The organism is Massilia haematophila (genome assembly GCF_042647645.1).
Classification (GTDB): Bacteria; Pseudomonadota; Gammaproteobacteria; order Burkholderiales; family Burkholderiaceae_D; genus Telluria; species Telluria haematophila.
Genome location: NZ_JBHRVV010000001.1, coordinates 5,348,446 through 5,364,603 on the forward strand (window position 1 = coordinate 5,348,446; position 16,158 = coordinate 5,364,603).

At 70.0% G+C, this 16,158-nt stretch carries 12 protein-coding genes; 10 read left to right on the plus strand and 2 right to left on the minus strand.

The window, feature by feature from the left end; all coding sequences use genetic code 11:
* The first annotated feature begins 515 nt into the window (after nucleotides 1-515).
* The 7 genes from ACFOPH_RS23765 to ACFOPH_RS23795 all read left to right on the plus strand — a co-directional run bounded on the left by ACFOPH_RS23765 (nucleotide 516) and on the right by ACFOPH_RS23795 (nucleotide 10,919).
* Nucleotides 516-1,151 carry an ANTAR domain-containing response regulator gene (locus ACFOPH_RS23765; RefSeq protein WP_379737592.1) on the plus strand — a complete coding sequence of 212 codons (636 nt, stop codon included), beginning with the start codon at nucleotides 516-518 and terminating at the stop codon, nucleotides 1,149-1,151.
* A 30-nt stretch (nucleotides 1,152-1,181) separates the two neighbouring features.
* Nucleotides 1,182-2,336, plus strand: a complete 1,155-nt coding sequence (locus ACFOPH_RS23770; protein ID WP_312550404.1) for a CmpA/NrtA family ABC transporter substrate-binding protein — start codon at nucleotides 1,182-1,184, stop codon at nucleotides 2,334-2,336.
* A 454-nt stretch (nucleotides 2,337-2,790) separates the two neighbouring features.
* Nucleotides 2,791-4,092 carry an MFS transporter gene (locus ACFOPH_RS23775; protein WP_312550403.1) on the plus strand — a complete coding sequence of 434 codons (1,302 nt, stop codon included), beginning with the start codon at nucleotides 2,791-2,793 and terminating at the stop codon, nucleotides 4,090-4,092.
* An 11-nt stretch (nucleotides 4,093-4,103) separates the two neighbouring features.
* Nucleotides 4,104-6,629 carry a nitrite reductase large subunit NirB gene (nirB, locus tag ACFOPH_RS23780; RefSeq protein ID WP_312550414.1) on the plus strand — a complete coding sequence of 842 codons (2,526 nt, stop codon included), beginning with the start codon at nucleotides 4,104-4,106 and terminating at the stop codon, nucleotides 6,627-6,629.
* A gap of 11 nt (nucleotides 6,630-6,640) precedes the next feature.
* Nucleotides 6,641-6,982: a nitrite reductase small subunit NirD gene (gene nirD, locus ACFOPH_RS23785; protein ID WP_312550402.1), complete on the plus strand. Its 342-nt coding sequence runs from the start codon at nucleotides 6,641-6,643 to the stop codon at nucleotides 6,980-6,982.
* Complete coding sequence (locus ACFOPH_RS23790) at nucleotides 6,979-8,223, plus strand: NAD(P)/FAD-dependent oxidoreductase (RefSeq protein ID WP_379737595.1); 1,245 nt, start codon at nucleotides 6,979-6,981, stop codon at nucleotides 8,221-8,223. The genes nirD and ACFOPH_RS23790 overlap by 4 nt, the downstream gene beginning before the upstream one ends.
* A gap of 17 nt (nucleotides 8,224-8,240) precedes the next feature.
* On the plus strand, nucleotides 8,241-10,919 hold the full coding sequence (locus ACFOPH_RS23795; protein ID WP_379737597.1) for a molybdopterin-dependent oxidoreductase: 2,679 nt from the start codon (nucleotides 8,241-8,243) through the stop codon (nucleotides 10,917-10,919).
* A 167-nt stretch (nucleotides 10,920-11,086) separates the two neighbouring features.
* Here the strand turns inward: ACFOPH_RS23795 and ACFOPH_RS23800 are convergent, their stop codons facing one another.
* Nucleotides 11,087-11,335 (minus strand): hypothetical protein, encoded by a 249-nt coding sequence (locus ACFOPH_RS23800; protein ID WP_312554316.1) that lies wholly within the window; start codon nucleotides 11,333-11,335, stop codon nucleotides 11,087-11,089.
* Between the two features lie 179 nt (nucleotides 11,336-11,514).
* On the minus strand, nucleotides 11,515-12,072 hold the full coding sequence (locus ACFOPH_RS23805) for a GbsR/MarR family transcriptional regulator (RefSeq protein ID WP_312554314.1): 558 nt from the start codon (nucleotides 12,070-12,072) through the stop codon (nucleotides 11,515-11,517).
* A 242-nt stretch (nucleotides 12,073-12,314) separates the two neighbouring features.
* Here ACFOPH_RS23805 and ACFOPH_RS23810 point away from each other — a divergent pair, with 242 nt between their 5' ends.
* From ACFOPH_RS23810 to ACFOPH_RS23820, 3 genes are all read left to right on the plus strand, one after another.
* Nucleotides 12,315-12,695 carry a hypothetical protein gene (locus ACFOPH_RS23810; protein WP_312554311.1) on the plus strand — a complete coding sequence of 127 codons (381 nt, stop codon included), beginning with the start codon at nucleotides 12,315-12,317 and terminating at the stop codon, nucleotides 12,693-12,695.
* Nucleotides 12,696-12,761: 66 nt separating this feature from the next.
* Nucleotides 12,762-14,465, plus strand: coding sequence for a thiol reductant ABC exporter subunit CydD (gene cydD, locus ACFOPH_RS23815; RefSeq protein WP_379737600.1), 1,704 nt, complete (start codon nucleotides 12,762-12,764; stop codon nucleotides 14,463-14,465).
* Complete coding sequence (locus ACFOPH_RS23820) at nucleotides 14,462-16,153, plus strand: amino acid ABC transporter ATP-binding/permease protein (protein WP_379737602.1); 1,692 nt, start codon at nucleotides 14,462-14,464, stop codon at nucleotides 16,151-16,153. The genes cydD and ACFOPH_RS23820 overlap by 4 nt, the downstream gene beginning before the upstream one ends.
* Nucleotides 16,154-16,158 lie beyond the last annotated feature (5 nt).

The window sequence follows — 16,158 nt, forward strand, 5'->3', positions numbered from 1 at the left end:
TTTCTGGCTAGAAAAATGCGCATGCATTCTAGCTCAGCCACCATGCGACGGGGAGGTTTGCGGAAGATTAATCCGCAAGAAAAAACGTAATTGGCGTAAGTACTTACGCCATGTTCGCACTGAAGCGGGAAGGGGATGCGGCTGTTGCGCCGCAATGTTCAGCCGGCGCGGCGTGCGGTTTTCGGCTGGCGCGGCAGGAACAGGGTGATGCGGGCGACGACGGCGACGAGGGCGATGCCGACTGGCAGGTATTCGAAAGCTTCCATACTCATTTCCTCTTCAATGTTGGTGATGTTGCGTTGCAGTATAGGATGGAAGCGTCCATAAATAAACTTTCTGTTTGTGATGCCGGCGATAGATTTCGTGAATGGTTTTGTTGCTGTGGCCACAACAGATATGTAACTCAGGAATATCCCGACTGCGGCTTCGTCGTATGTACGGGGCGTGGGCTGACCGTGGTCCCTTTACGATGCCTAGCGCATCTCCCATGGCCCGCTTCTTGCATCGCAACAGGAATGACATCTACCGACAAGCCACACCGGCTGCGCATCGTCGTGGTCACGGGCGACCCGGCTGCCGGCAACGACGGGACCTGCGCGGTGAGGGACCAGCGCAACACCGCCCTGCGCATCGGCCTGCTCGAATCGGGCTACGACATCGTCGCCTCGCTACCGCCGGACATCTTCCTGCCCGAGCGCATCGCCCAGCTGCAGCCCGACCTGATCATCGTCGACAGCGAATCGGACGCGCGCGACGTGCTCGAGCACATCGTGATCGCGACCCGCGAGGCGAGGCGCCCCATCGTCCTGTTCACCGAGGACGACAGCGCCCCGGCCATGGAGGCGGCGGTGGCGGCCGGCGTCTCGGCCTATATCGTGGCGGGGCTGCAGGCCGAGCGCGTGCGCCCCGTGCTCGACGTGGCGCTGGCGCGCTTCCGGCGCGAGCAGAAGCTGCTCGGCGAGCTGGCCGACACGCGCCAGAAGCTGGCCGAGCGCAAGGTGGTCGAGCGCGCGAAAGGCGTGCTGATGGCGCGCCACCGGCTCGGCGAAGACGAAGCCTACGGACGCCTGCGCAGCATGGCGATGAACAAGAACATGAGACTGGCCGAGATCGCGCAGCGCATCCTGGACGTCGAGGACTTGCTGGGCTGAGCCGGCAAGGAACGGAAAAAGAGGACACATATGACAGGCTTGGCTGGACAGGGCGCATACGCGGGCGGATCGGACCGTCCCGAAAAGAGCACGCTGCGGATCGGTTTCATGCCGCTGGCCGACTGCGCGCCGCTGGTGATGGCGTCGATACTGGGTTTCGACGAGAAGTACGGGGTCAAGCTGGTGCTCGAGCGCCAGCACTCGTGGTCGGCGCTGCGCGACCGCCTGCGCAGCGGGGAACTCGATGCCGCCCAGGCCCTGTACGGGCTGCTGTACGGCATGCAGATGGGGGTGGGCTCCGCGCCCTGCGACATGACGGTCCTGATGAACCTGAACCAGAACGGCCAGTCCATCGTGCTGTCGCGCGCGCTGGCCGGGCGCGGAGCGAAGGATGGCGCGGGCCTGGCCGCGCTGATGCGGCGCGAGCCGCGGACCTACCTCTTCGCCCACACCTTCCCGACCGGGAACCACGCGATGTGGCTGTGCTACTGGCTGGCCGCGGCCGGCATCGATCCGCTGCGCGGTGCGCGCCTGGTGACGGTGCCGCCGGCCCAGATGGCGCCCAACCTGGAAGCCGGCCACATGGACGGCTTCTGCGCCGGCGAGCCGTGGAGCCTGCACGCCCGGCAGGACGGCGCCGGCCTGCTTGCCGCTCCCAGCAGCCAGGTCTGGCCCGACCATCCCGGCAAGGCGCTGGGCGCGCGCGCCGACTTCGTGGCAAGCCATCCGCACGCCTGTCGCGCGCTGGTGGCGGCCTTGCTCGACGCCGCGCGCTGGCTCGACGCCTCGCCCGTCAACCGCGAAGCGGCGGCCGAGGTGCTGGCCGGCGCGGCCTACGTGAACGCGGACGTGAAAACCTTGCGTGCCTGCCTGCTGCCGCGCCGCGGCGACTGGCCCGCGCTGCGCTTCTTCGGCGGCGGCGAAGCGAGTTTCCCCTGGCTGTCAGACGGCATGTGGTTCCTGACCCAGCAGCGGCGTTGGGGGCTGCTGCGCGAGGATCCCGACTACCTGGCCGTGGCCGGCGCCGTCAACCAGGTCGGCCTGTACCGCGAGGCGGCGCTGCTGGCCGGCGTCGACGTTCCCGACGGCGTCCTGCGTAGTGCCGCGCTGATCGATGGGCGGGTTTGGGATGGCAGCGATCCAATTGGCTATGCACGTTCTTTCCCGATTCACGACTTCCGTTAGCGCGCATGATCGTAGGGTGGGCACCCCGTGCCCACGCGCTGCGTGCGCATCCTTTCTGCACTGGCTGGTACTGATCGCCCGCTAACGCCAATCCCGGCCGGTTTGCGTCCATCGCATGCTTTGCGGGCGATATATCGCGGCCATTGACTAGCGGCCACGTGCGTAACGCGTGGGCACGGGGTGCTCACCCTACTGGGGACGCTCGCGGTGCGTCCCGGCGCATCATTTTCGCGCATGGTGCACTGCAACAGGGCGCCGCGACCAAGCGCGGTTGGATGCCCGCCCCGTGCCGCCGCTGGCACGCGTCTTGCAATTACCCGAAACAGGATCAACGGCGATCCCTTCCATTCAACGCCAGCCCAACGATGGGCCGGCACCCGGACAACGGCGTCCGCCTCCCGCGCTTCGTGCGCCGGGACGCGGACGCCTTTTTGTTTTCAAAACGAGGGACGACATGGCCAGCAAAGCAAGCAGCATCCAACTCTTTTCCTTCAACACGCCGCAGATGCGGGCCTTCCACCTGACCTGGGTGGCCTTCTTCGTCTGCTTCTTCGCCTGGTTCGCCTGCGCGCCGCTGATGCCGGTCATCAAAGGCGAATTCGGGCTCTCGGTGGAGCAGGTCGCCAACATCAACATCGCGGCGGTCGCCATCACGATCCTGGTGCGCCTGGTGGTCGGCCCCCTGTGCGACCGCTACGGTCCGCGCAAGACCTATACCGGGCTGCTGGCGCTCGGCGCGATTCCGGTGCTGGGCGTGGCCCTGGCCCAGAGCTACGAAAGCTTCCTGTTGTTCCGGCTCGGCATCGGCGCGGTCGGCGCCAGCTTCGTCATCACCCAGTACCACACCTCGGTGATGTTCGCGCCCAAGGTGGTCGGCACCGCCAACGCCACGGCCGCCGGCTGGGGCAATGCGGGCGGCGGCGCGGCGCAGGCGCTGATGCCCCTGCTGCTGGGCGCCCTGGTCATGGCCGGCGTCAGCGAAACCCTGGGCTGGCGCGTGGCGCTGGTGGTGCCGGGCCTGGCGATGCTGGTGATGGCCTGGGTCTACTGGCGCTATACCCAGGACTGCCCGGCCGGCAACTACAGCGACCTGCGCGCGGCCGGCGTCGCGGTCGAGGGAGGCGGCAAAGGCGGCTGGGCGAGCTTTCGCGCTGCCTGCCGCAACCACCGCGCCTGGCTGCTGTTCGTCACCTACGGCGCCTGCTTCGGCATCGAGATCTTCATCCACAACATCGCCGCCATCTATTACGTCGAGCATTTCGGCCTGTCGCTGGGCGCGGCCGGACTGGCGGCCGGCAGCTTCGGCCTGCTGGCGCTGTTCGCCCGCGCCCTGGGCGGCTGGTTGTCGGACCGCTGCGCCGCGCGCGGCAGCCTGAACAGCCGCGTCACGGTGCTGTTCGTGCTGATGATCGGCGAGGGCCTGGGTTTGCTGTGGTTCGCCAATGCCGACGGCGTCGCGTACGCACTGGTCGCCATGCTGTGCTTTGGCCTGTTCACCCACATGGCCTGCGGCGCCACCTACGCCCTGGTGCCGTTCGTTGCGCCGCAGGCGCTGGGCGGCGTGGCCGGCATCGTCGGCGCCGGCGGCAACGTCGGCGCGGTGCTGGCGGGCTTCCTGATGAAGGGCACCGGCGACCTGCGCCAGACCCTGATGATCCTCGGCGCGCTGGTGGTGGCCTCAAGCCTGTGCGCGATCGGCGCACGCTTTGGAAATGCGGGCAGTACGGCGGCAGCGGCTGCCCTGAACCGCGCATGAAGGAGAACATGATGAAGATGATCGTCATCGGCCACGGCATGGTGGGCCACAAATTCGTCGAGACCCTGGCCGCGGCAGCGCCGCAGCTGCACATCACCATCCTCGGGGAGGAGCCGCGCCCGGCCTACGACCGCGTGCACCTGTCCGAATTCTTTGCCGGTAAAACCGCCGACGACCTGTCGCTGGTTGCACCCGGTTTCTTCGACCGGCCGAACCTCGAACTGAAGCTGAACGCGCAAGTGACCGGCATCGACCGGGCAGCGCGTACGGTGGCGCTTGCGGGCGGCGAGGTGCTCGGCTACGACAAGCTGGTGCTGGCGACCGGGTCCAGCCCCTTCGTGCCGCCGGTGCCGGGCCGCGAGCGCCGCGACTGCTTCGTCTACCGCACCATCGAGGACCTGGAAGCGCTGCAGGCCTGCGGTGCCCGCGCCCGCAGCGGCGTGGTGGTCGGCGGCGGCCTGCTGGGGCTGGAGTGCGCCAAGGCGCTGCGCGACCTCGGGCTCGACACCCACGTGGTCGAGTTCGCGCCGCGCCTGATGGCGGCCCAGGTCGACGAGCCGGGCGCGCGCGTGCTGCGCGGCCGGATCGAGGAACTCGGCGTGCAGGTCCATACCGGGAAAAGCACGCTCGCCATCGTCGATGGGGTTGATGCCACCCACCGCATGGAGTTCGCCGACGGCAGCGCGCTGGAGACCGACCTGATCGTGTTCTCGGCCGGCATCCGCCCGCGCGACAAGCTGGCGCGCGATGCCGGCCTGGCGCTGGGACCGCGCGGCGGCATCGCCATCGACGACAACTGCATGAGCTCCGATCCCGACATCTATGCCATCGGCGAATGCGCGGCCTGGAACGGGCAGCTGTTCGGCCTGGTTGCGCCGGGCTACGACATGGCGCGCACTTGCGCGCGCCACCTGCTGGGCGCACCAGGCGGCTTTGGCGGCGCCGACATGAGCACCAAGCTGAAACTGATGGGCGTGGACGTGGCCAGCATCGGCGACGCCCACGGCGCCACCGCGGGCAGCCGCAGCTACCAGTTCCTGGACGAGCGCAAGCAGGCGTACAAGAAGATCGTCGTTTCAAGCTGCGGCAAGCGCCTGCTGGGCGCGGTGCTGGTCGGCGACGCCGCCCAGTACGGCACGCTGCTGCAGATGGCGGTCAACGGCATCGAGCTGCCCGCCGCGCCCGAATTCCTGATCCTGCCGCAGGCGGAAGGAATGCCGCAGCGCGGCCTCGGCGTCGATGCGCTGCCGGCCGGCGCGCAGGTCTGCTCCTGCAACGACGTCTCGAAGGGCGCCCTGTGCGAGGCCGTGGCGAACGGCGCTGCCAGCATCGGCGCGCTGAAGAAGTGCACCGGCGCCGGCACCGCCTGCGGCGGCTGCGTGCCGCTGGTAACCCAGGTGCTCAACGCCGAGCTGGCGAAGCAGGGCGTGGCGGTGAACCGCTCCCTCTGCGAGCACTTCGCCTACACGCGCCAGGAACTGCACCACCTGGTGCGCGTCGAACGCATCCGCAGCTTCGGAGCGTTATTGGAACGCCACGGCTGCGGCCTGGGCTGCGACGTCTGCAAGCCGGTGGTTGCCAACATCCTGGCCTCGACCTGGAACGACTTCGTGCTGAAACCCGAGCACGCCAGCCTGCAGGACTCGAACGACTACTTCCTCGGGAATATCCAGAAGGACGGCACCTATTCGGTGGTGCCGCGCATGCCGGGCGGCGAGGTGACCGCCGACGGCCTGATCGCGGTCGGCCAGGTGGCGAAGAAGTACGGGCTGTACACCAAGATCACGGGCGGCCAGCGGGTCGACCTGTTCGGCGCGCGCGTCGAACAGTTGCCGCTGATCTGGGAAGAGCTGATCGCGGCCGGCTTCGAGTCCGGCCATGCCTACGGCAAGTCGCTGCGCACCGTGAAGTCCTGCGTCGGCTCGACCTGGTGCCGTTATGGCGTGGGCGACAGCGCCGGTTTCGCCATCGCGCTGGAACACCGCTACAAGGGCCTGCGCACGCCGCACAAGGTGAAGTTCGGCGTGTCCGGCTGCACCCGCGAATGCGCCGAGGCGCAAGGCAAGGACGTCGGCCTGATCGCCACCGAGAAGGGCTGGAACCTCTACGTCTGCGGCAACGGCGGCATGAAGCCGCGCCACGCCGAGCTGCTGGCGGGCGGCCTGGACGAGGCGGCGGTGGTCAAGCTGGTCGACCGCTTCCTGATGTTCTACGTGCGCACCGCCGACCGCCTGCAGCGCACCAGCACCTGGCGCGAGAACCTGGAGGGCGGCCTGGACTACCTGAAGCAGGTGGTGGTCGAGGACAGCCTGGGGATCGGCGCCGAGCTGGAGGCGGACATGCAGCGCGTGGTCGACAGCTATGCCTGCGAGTGGAAGAGCGCGGTCGAGGACCCGGCGGTGCGCAGGCGCTTCCGCCATTTCGTCAACAGCGACGCCGTCGACGCGAACGTCGTGTTCATGCCCGAGCGCGGCCAGATCCGCCCGGCCACCATCGAAGAACGCCGCCGCACGATTCCGATCGTGCAGTCGGCCTGAAGGAGAGGACCATGCATCGCGATATCGCACTGCAGAACTGGAGCGCGGTCTGCGCGCTGGACGACATCCTGCCCGATACCGGCGTGTGCGCCTTGCTGGGCGGGCGCCAGGTGGCCGTGTTCCGCGTCGGCGCCGAGCGCCTGTTTGCGATCGATAATGTCGATCCGAACGCCGGCGCGGCCGTGCTGGCGCGCGGCCTGGTCGGCAGCCTGGGCGAGCGCGTGGTCGTCGCCTCGCCCATCTACAAGCACCACTTCGACCTGCACACCGGCGAATGCCTGGAAGCGCCGGCGCATTCGGTGGCGAGCTATCCGGTGCGCCTGCAGGATGGCAGGGTCTGGGTGGCACGATGACGGACGTCTCGACGAAACCGCGCCTGGTCGTGGTCGGCAACGGCATGGCCGGCATGCGCACGGTCGAGGAACTCCTGAAACTGGCGCCGGACCTGTACCGGATCACCGTGTTCGGCGCCGAGCCGTACGGGAACTACAACCGGGTGCTGCTCTCGCCGCTGCTGGCCGGCGACAAGGGCGTGGACGAGATCATGATCCACACCCGCGCCTGGTACGAGCAGCACGGCATCGAGCTGCACGCGGGCGACCCGGTGGTGGCGATCGACCGCGGCAGGCGCATCGTGACGGCGCGCTCCGGCCGCCAGGCGGCCTACGACCGCCTGCTGCTGGCCACCGGCTCGACGCCCTTCATCCTGCCGGTGCCGGGCAGCGACCTGGACGGCGTGGTCGGCTTTCGCGACCTGCACGACGTCGACACCATGCTGGCGGCGGCGCACCGCGGCGGCGGCGCGGTGGTGATCGGCGGCGGCCTGCTGGGGCTGGAGGCGGCGCATGCGCTCAGGCGGCGCGGAATGGATGTCACCGTCGTGCACCTGGCCGCCAGCCTGATGAACCAGCAGCTCGATCCCGAAGCCGGGCGCCTGCTGAAGGAATCCTTCGAGCGCGCCGGCCTGCGCATCCTGCTCGGCGCGGCCACGCGTGAGATCGTGGATGAGGGCAGCGCGGGCGAGGGCAGGGTGGGCGCGGTGCGCCTCGAGGACGGCCGCGAACTGCCGGCCGACCTGGTCGTGATAGCGGCCGGCGTGCGCCCGAACGTGGCGCTGGCGCGCGCAGCGGGGCTGCATGTCGAGCGCGCCATCGTGGTCGACGACACCCTGCAGACCTACGACCCGCGCATCTACGCCGTCGGCGAATGCGTGCAGCACCGGCGCGCCACCTTCGGACTGGTCGCGCCGGTGTGGGAACAGGCGCGCGTGTGTGCGGCCCACCTGGCGGGCAGCGGACACCGGCGTTATGTGCAGGCCGCCACCGCCACCCGACTCAAGGTATCCGGAACCGACCTGTACTCGGCCGGCGACATCGCCGGCGGAACGGACAGCGAGGAACTGGTGCTGCGCGACGCCAGCCGCGGCGTGTACAAGCGGCTGGTGCTCGACGGCCAGCGCGTGACCGGGGCGGTACTCTACGGCGACATTGGCGACGGCCCCTGGTACTTCGACCTGATCCAGCGCGGCGCCGACATCTCGGCGATCCGCGACCACCTGCTGTTCGGCCGCGCGCTCTGCGAACAGGCCGCCTGAAAGGAATCACCATGGACATGGCACTGCCCACAGCCACCGTGCGCACCACCTGCCCCTACTGCGGCGTCGGCTGCGGCGTCAGCGCGACCATCCGCCCCGGCTCGATTCCCATCATCGCCGGCGACAAGCAGCACGCCGCCAACCACGGCCGCCTGTGCGTCAAGGGCGCGGCACTCGGCGAGACCTTGGGACTGGACGGCCGCCTGCTGCATCCGCAGGTACGCGAGAACGGACAGCTGCGCCGGGCCAGCTGGGACGAGGCGCTCGACCGCGTCGCCGGTGGCCTGGCGGCCATTGTCGCCGAGCACGGACCGGAGGCGGTGGCGCTCTACGTCTCGGGCCAGTTGCTGACCGAGGACTACTACGTCGCCAACAAGCTGATGAAGGGCTATATCGGCAGCGCCAACATCGACACCAATTCGCGCCTGTGCATGGCGTCGAGCGTGGCGGGGCACAAGAGGGCGTTCGGCGAGGACATCGTGCCCGGCTGCTACGAGGACTTCGAGCTGGCCGACATGGTGGTGCTGGTCGGCTCGAACGCCGCCTGGTGCCACCCGACGCTGTTCCAGCGCATCCTGCGCGCCAAGGAGGCGCGCCCGGCGCTGCAGGTCGTCGTGATCGATCCGCGCCGCACGGCCACCTGCGAGCTGGCCGACCTGCACCTGCCGGTGAAGTCCGGCACCGACGTCTGGCTGTTCAACGGGCTGCTGTGCTACCTGGCGCGCCACGGCGCCGCGGATGCGGATTTCGTCGCCGCCCATACCGCGGGCCTGGAGGCGGCGCTGGCTGCCGCCGACGTCGACTGCGCCGATCCGGCCAGCGTGGCGCGCGCCTGCCGCGTCGACGTTCAGGCGCTGCTGGCCTTCTACGAAGGCTTCGCCGCCACGCGCAAGGTCGTCACCGCCTATTCCCAGGGCGTGAACCAGTCCTCGAGCGGCACCGACAAGGTCAACAGCATCATTAACTGCCACCTGCTCACCGGCCGCATCGGCCGGGCCGGCATGGGACCGTTCTCGCTGACCGGCCAGCCGAACGCCATGGGCGGCCGCGAAGTCGGCGCGCTGGCCAACATGCTGGCCGCCCACCTGGAGCTGGGCAATGCCGAACACCGGGCCGCGCTGCGCGACTTCTGGGACGCGCCGCGCATGGCCGCCAAGCCCGGGCTGAAGGCGGTCGACCTGTTCCGCGCGGTGGAGGAGGGCAAGGTCAAGGCGGTCTGGATCATGGCGACCAACCCCCTGGTCAGCCTGCCCGACGCCGAGCAGGTGCGGCGCGCGCTGGACAGGTGCGAGCTGGTGATCGCCAGCGATATCGTCGGCGCGACCGACACCAACCTGCACGCCGACGTGCTGCTGCCGGCCCTGGGCTGGGGCGAGAAGGACGGCACGGTCACGAACTCGGAGCGCTGCATCTCGCGCCAGCGCGCCTTCCTGCCCGCGCCGGGCGAAGCGCGCGCGGACTGGCGCATCGTCTGCGAGGTGGCGCGGCGCATGGGTTTCACGGGCTTCGACTATGCATCGGCGCACGAGATTTTCGAGGAGCACGCGCGCCTCTCTAGCTGGCGCAACGAAGGCGGGACGGCACGGCTGTTCGACGTATCGAGCCTGGCCAGTCTCGGCGCGCAGGGTTATGACGATCTCGAGCCGCTGCAGTGGCCGGTGACGGACGCGGCGCCGGCCGGCACGCGGCGCCTGTTCGGCGACGGCCGCTTTGCCTGGCCGGACGGGCGCGCGCGTTTCGTCGCAACCCCGCCGCGCGCACCCATGCATGCGCCCGATGGCGCGTATCCGCTGGCGCTGAACACGGGGCGCGTGCGCGACCAGTGGCATACCATGACGCGCACCGGCAAGTCGCCGCGCCTGGCCGGCCACGTGCCCGAACCCTTCGTCGACCTGCATCCGCACGATGCGCTGCTGTGCGGGGTGCGCGAAGGCGAGCTGGCGCGGGTGACCAGCGCCTGGGGCGAGATGGTCGGACGCGTCGTGCACAGCGGCGGCATCGCGCGCGGCGACGCCTTCGTGCCGATCCACTGGAGCGGGCAGACCGCTTCCGACGCGCGCGTCGGCGCGCTGGTCAATCCGGTGGTCGATCCGGTCTCGGGCGAGCCGGAGTTCAAGCATACGCCGGTGCGGGTGTCGCCCTTCGTCGTCGAATGGCATGCCTTCGTCCTGAGCCGCACGGACTTGACGCTGGATGCGGCCGCCTACTGGACGCGGGTGCAGGGCGAGGGTTTCGTTCGGTACGAGCTGGGCGGAAGGGGCAGGGTGGACGGACAGTGGGCGCGGGCGCTGCTGGGTGCGCGGGAAGAGGACGACTGGACCGAATACCAGGACCGGGGCGCCGGCGCCTACCGCGCGGCGTGGCTGGCCGATGGCCGCCTGCAGGCCTGCGTGCTGGTGGGACGGCGCGGCGCGCTGCCGCCGCGCGACTGGCTGGGCGGCCTGTTCGCTGCGGAGGCCGTGACGCCGGCGCAGCGTGCGATCCTGCTGGCGGGGCGTGCGCCGAGGCAGGGTGTCGATCCCGGGCCGACCGTGTGCGCCTGCTTTGGCGTGGGGCGCAATACGATTTGTGCGGCGATCCGGGAGCGGGGGCTGCAGACGGCTGCCGAGGTGAGCGGCTGTCTGAAGGCGGGGAGCAATTGCGGGTCGTGCTTGCCGGAGATCGGCAGCTTGCTGGCGGCGGTGGCGGGGGAATAGCGATGTGCAGAGGGTGTTTCTGCAGTGAGCTTTGGTGGTCCGTAAAGGACGACAGCGTGGGGACAAGTCCCCACCCTACAAGAGCGGGTTTCCGTAGGGTGGGGACTTGTCCCCACGCGGTCTGGTACCGATGCAAGGCTGCGACCGGGCCGCAAGCCGTAAACTGCTTAGCCGCGGTTGGCCAGGTGACGCAGTTCGGCCGCCAGGTTCGGCGAGAACGATTCCGATTGCGCTGCCAGCGACAGCAGTTCGTTACGGGCAACCCTGGCTTGCTGGGCGGCGTCCTTGCGTGCGCCGAAGAGCCAGCCGCCGTGGGCGACGTAGAGCTGTTCGCAGAACTGGCGGATGGTGGCGAACAGGCCGGATTGGTGGCGCAGTCCCTTGTCCTGCGCCTGGGTGATCGTTGCTGCACTCATGTTAGCTCCGTAAATACTGTGTGATGTTGCAGTGCAGTATAAATACCTTGGAGCTATAAATAAACTTTCGGTTTGTGATACCGGCGATTCATTCTGCGAATGATTCAGGGCTGTCATCACGCTTCACCGATGCGTGTTATCACGGCCAAAAAGATCCCGTTCGGCCGTGTAGAACGAACCTACTCCTCTTCCTTCGGATTGGCCCCGCCGAACAAACGATCCTTCGCCGCCAGCAAACGCTGGACCTTGGTACCCATCTTCATTAGTTGCGCCAGCGACTCCGGCGACAGGCGCTGCAGGTCGTCGAACCAGTTGTTGGCCAGGTCGACCAGCTCGTGCATGTCGCGCATGCGTTGTTGCGCGAACACATCTTCCGGTGTCTTCGCATTCGCCATCAGGGATTCGCGCAGCACCGACAGGGTCGGGGCCACTTCGCGCCGGCGCCGCTCGGCCGCCACCACGCGGAAGATTTCCCACACGTCGCCCAGCGAAGTGAAGTATTCGCGGCGGTCGCCGGGCACACGGTGCAGGCGCACCAGGCCCCAGGACTGCAGTTCCTTCAGCCCGATGCTGACGTTCGACCGCGAGATGCCCAGCTTCTCGCCGATGTCGTCGGCGTTCAGCTGCTGCTCGGTGACGAAGAGCAGGGCATAGATCTGACCCACCGTGCGGTTGATGCCCCAGCGGCTGCCCATTTCGCCGAAATGGCTGACAAAGGTGTGAACGAGCGGAGTCACGGTAGAGAACTTTTCGAAAGTTTGGAAAATTCGATTATCTCACGGTGCACACGTGGCCAATCGAAGCCCTTACTGTCTGTCCGGGTAATACCTGAGCAGCTTACTGGCCTTCTCGTGACAGTCCAGCACTTGTACTGCATAATTTCACTGTTTTCTGAAAATTCAGAATTTTTTGCAGGCTGTGAAAGCATCCTGCGCGGGCAGAGGCGACTCCGTCCGGTTTCACTGCAGAGCTGAGAAGAATGGATTCGCACCGCGCCCGTCATGCTGTTTTCTGGATCGCCACCTTCGCGATCCTGTGGGGCCTGCTGCTGCCATCGCTGGCCCCGGCCGCGCACTCCGCGCCCGGCCGCACCTGGATCGATGCCTGTCCATCGGCCGGCGTCACCCAGCTCAGGCTCGACATGCCGCGGGCCGGCGAGGCGCGCAAGCGCGAAGCCGCCGGCGGCCGCCCGGACTGCGTCCCGCAGGCCGATATCCTCGCCATCGCGGCCGCAGCCGTGCACCGAATGTGGATCGACGCCGATCCGCGCCCGGGCCCGCTTCCACCCATCCTGATCCCGCCCCCGGCCAAGGCTGTCTGGCCGTCCCACGCCAGCCGCGCACCGCCCCGCCCGGCGTAAGTCGCGCAGCAATGCGGGCCGATGTCTTACCCGGCCCGCCACCCCCGAACTGATTGGAGAAGGACCATGCTCTCGAGTAGACGCCATGGCGCGGACGCGCACGTCCGTACGCCGCAGCACGCCGGTACCCGCATCGGCACCCAAAGCGGCGCGCTGGTGCAAAGCGCCGCCGCCCTGTTGTGGATCGGCCAGGCCGCGCTGCTGGCGCTGGCGGTGCAGCGCCTCGCCGACGGCGCCGGCCTGGATGCCGTCACCGTTCCCGCCCTCGGCTTCCTGCTGCTGGGCCTGGTGCGCGCCGGCGCCGAGGCCTGGGGCGCGCGCCGGGTGTTCGCCGCGGCGCGCGCCTGGTTGAGCGGCCTGCGCGCGGATGCCGCCCAGGCGCTGGCGCGCCGTTCGCCGCTGGACCGCACGCGCCCGGCATCGGGCCAGGCCGCCAGCATCCTGGCCGAGCAGGCCGAAGCCGTGCTGCCCTGGCTGGTGCGTTACCAGGGCGCGCGCTGGCGCGTGATGCTGGTGCCGCCGGCAATCGCCCTTGTCGTCGGTACTTTCTCCTGGGCCGCCGCGCTGATCCTGGTGCTGGCCGCGCCCCTGATCCCCTTGTTCATGGCCGTCATCGGCTGGCGCGCCAAGGCGGCCAGCGAGGCCCAGCTGCAGCTGGTCGGCGGCATGAACGGCTTCCTGCTCGACCGCCTGCGCGGCCTGTCGACCCTGCGCGCGCTGGGGGCGGTCGACGCCACCGCGCGCCGCCTGCACGACACCGCCCAGGCCCTGCGCGCCGGCACCATGCGCGTGCTGCGCATCGCCTTCCTTTCCTCGACCGCGCTGGAGCTGTTCTCGGCGCTGGCGGTCGCGCTGGTCGCGGTCTATGTCGGCTTCCACCTGCTCGGCCAGATCGACGGCGGCAGCTGGGGTGTTCGCCTCAGTCTCGGCGAAGGCATGTTCATCCTGCTGCTGGCGCCGGCCTTCTTCGAGCCGCTGCGCGACCTGGCCGCGGCCTGGCACGACAAGGCCGCCGGCGAGGCCGCGCTGGAAGCGCTCGAACGCCTGCAGGGTGCAGCGCCGGCCCTGCCGGGTGCGCTCGATGCGAGCGTGGCGCCGCTGGACGCCGGCACGCCCGGCGTCGAGATCGCGGGCCTGTCGTTCGCCCATCCCGGCGCGGCGCCGCTGTTCGAGGATTTCGCGCTGCGCGTGGCGCCGGGCGAGCACCTGGCCCTGGTGGGGGCCAGCGGCAGCGGCAAGACGACCTTGCTGGCGCTGGTCGCCGGCCTGGCGCAGGCCCAGGCCGGCAGCATCCGCGTCGGCGGCATCGACCTGGACGACGCCGGCGCCGCGGCGCTGCGCAGCCGCATGGCCTGGATCGGCCAGAAGCCGCACGTGTTCGCGGGTACCGTGCGCCGCAACGTCGCCCTGGCGCGCCCGGGCGTGACCCCGCTCGCCGTCACCGCCGCGATCCGGCGCGCCGGGCTGGCCGGCGTCGAGCATGCCGCACCCGGCGAAAGCCTGGGCGAGGGCGGCCTCGGCTTGTCTGGCGGCGAACTGGTGCGCCTGGCGCTGGCGCGCGCCGCGGTCGCCCCGCACGCCAACCTGCTGCTGGCCGACGAGCCGACGGCCCACCTGGACCGCGAGACCGCGGCCGGCGTCATCGACGCCCTGCTCGAACTGGCGCGCGGCCGCACGCTGATCGTCGCCACCCACGACCCGCTGCTCGCGGCGCGCATCGGCCGCGTCGTGCATGTCAACCAGGGCGCGCTGCACAAGGAGGCCGCATGAAACACCGTAACGACATCGCCACCGTGCTGCGCCTGTTCCTGCGCAGCGACGGACGCCGCCTGCTGCTGGGCGCGGCGCTGGCCACGCTCACCGTCCTGGCCGGCATCGGGCTGCTCGGCACCTCGGGCTGGTTCATTACCGCCACCGGTCTGGCCGGCCTGTCGGCGACGGCGGCGCTGGCCTTCAACGTCTTCGTGCCGAGCGCCGGCATCCGCCTGCTGGCCCTGGGCCGCACCTTCGGCCGCTACGCCGAGCGCCTGGTCACCCACGACGCCACGCTGGGCGTGCTGGCCAGCCTGCGCACCCGGCTGTTTCGCGGCTGGGCCGAACCGCAGGCCGCGCGTGCGCTGCTGCGCCGCCCGAGCCGCCTGCTGTTCCGCCTGACGAGCGACATCGACGCACTGGAGTCGGTCTACCTGCGCCTGCTGGTGCCGCTGGCGGCGACCTGCGGCGCGGCGCTGCTGGCCGGCCTGCTGCTGGGCGCCCTCGACTGGCGCCTGGGCCTTGGCGTGTTCGCCTGGCTGCTGGCCTGCGGCTGGGGCGTCGCGGCCTGGACCGCGCGCCGTGCCCGTCCGCTCGCGCTGCGCCGGGTGCAGACCCTGGAGCGCCTGCGCGCCCAGGCGATCGACCTGGTCGGCGGCCAGACCGACCTGGCCCTGGCCGGCCGCCTGCCGGCCCAGTGCGCCACCCTCGAGCAACTGGATGCCCGCCTGGCGCGCGGCGACGACGCCCTGCACCGCCTGGAAACGGGGGCGGCCGCGACCCACGCCATGGCCGGTCACCTGACGGTGGCGCTGGTGCTGCTGGCCGCGGGTCTGCTGGCCCAGCAGGGCAGGCTGGATGCGCCGGCCGCGGCGCTGGCCCTCTTGACCGCGCTGGCGGCGCTGGAGCCGTTCGCGGCGCTGCGCCGCGGCGCCATCGAGTCGGCCCGCAGCTGGCTGGCGGCGCGCCGGCTGGCGCCGCGCCTGCGCGAGGACGCCGCGGCCGTGCCTGCGCCGCAGCCTGTCCTGGACGGCGAAGCGCTGCGCATCGGCGGCGCCAATGTCGTCCACGCCGGCCGCCACCAAGCCGCGCTGCGCGACATCGACCTGCGCATCGCGGCCGGCGAGCGGGTCGCCGTGATCGGCGCCAGCGGCGCCGGCAAGTCGACCCTGCTGGCGCTGGCCGCCGGCGAACTGGCGCCGGCGACGGGCCAAGTCAGCGCGCTTCCCTGCACCTGGCTGACCCAGCGCACCGAACTGTTCCAGGACAGCCTGCGCGACAACCTGCGCCTGGCGAATCCGCTGGCGAACGACGAGCGCCTGTGGGACGTCCTGCGGGCCGCCGGCCTGGCCGACGACGTGCGCGCGCTGGCGCAAGGCCTGGACGCCGCGCTGGGCGAGGGCGGCCTGGGCCTGTCGGGCGGGCAGTCGCGGCGCCTGGCGCTGGCCCGGCTGCTGCTGCGCGATACCGATGTCTGGCTGCTCGACGAGCCCACCGAAGGCCTGGACGGCGCCACCGCCGCCGACGTGCTGGCGCGCCTGGCGCGCCATGCCCAGGGACGCACGGTCCTGGTCGCCACCCACCTGCGCCGCGAAGCCGAGCTGGCCGAGCGCCTGCTGGTGATGGCGCAGGGGCGCATCGTGGCCGACCTGCGGCGCGGCACCCCCGATTACTACAAGGCGCTGTCGACACTGCGCCAACACTGAACCCC

Bases quoted from the DNA above. Each gene is read 5' to 3' on its own strand.
- ACFOPH_RS23765 (WP_379737592.1), top strand. From the start codon at position 516: ATGACATCTACCGACAAGCCACACCGGCTGCGCATCGTCGTGGTCACG.
- ACFOPH_RS23770 (WP_312550404.1), top strand. From the start codon at position 1,182: ATGACAGGCTTGGCTGGACAGGGCGCATACGCGGGCGGATCGGACCGT.
- ACFOPH_RS23775 (WP_312550403.1), top strand. From the start codon at position 2,791: ATGGCCAGCAAAGCAAGCAGCATCCAACTCTTTTCCTTCAACACGCCG.
- nirB (WP_312550414.1), top strand. From the start codon at position 4,104: ATGAAGATGATCGTCATCGGCCACGGCATGGTGGGCCACAAATTCGTC.
- nirD (WP_312550402.1), top strand. From the start codon at position 6,641: ATGCATCGCGATATCGCACTGCAGAACTGGAGCGCGGTCTGCGCGCTG.
- ACFOPH_RS23790 (WP_379737595.1), top strand. From the start codon at position 6,979: ATGACGGACGTCTCGACGAAACCGCGCCTGGTCGTGGTCGGCAACGGC.
- ACFOPH_RS23795 (WP_379737597.1), top strand. From the start codon at position 8,241: ATGGCACTGCCCACAGCCACCGTGCGCACCACCTGCCCCTACTGCGGC.
- ACFOPH_RS23800 (WP_312554316.1), bottom strand. From the start codon at position 11,335: ATGAGTGCAGCAACGATCACCCAGGCGCAGGACAAGGGACTGCGCCAC.
- ACFOPH_RS23810 (WP_312554311.1), top strand. From the start codon at position 12,315: ATGGATTCGCACCGCGCCCGTCATGCTGTTTTCTGGATCGCCACCTTC.
- cydD (WP_379737600.1), top strand. From the start codon at position 12,762: ATGCTCTCGAGTAGACGCCATGGCGCGGACGCGCACGTCCGTACGCCG.
- ACFOPH_RS23820 (WP_379737602.1), top strand. From the start codon at position 14,462: ATGAAACACCGTAACGACATCGCCACCGTGCTGCGCCTGTTCCTGCGC.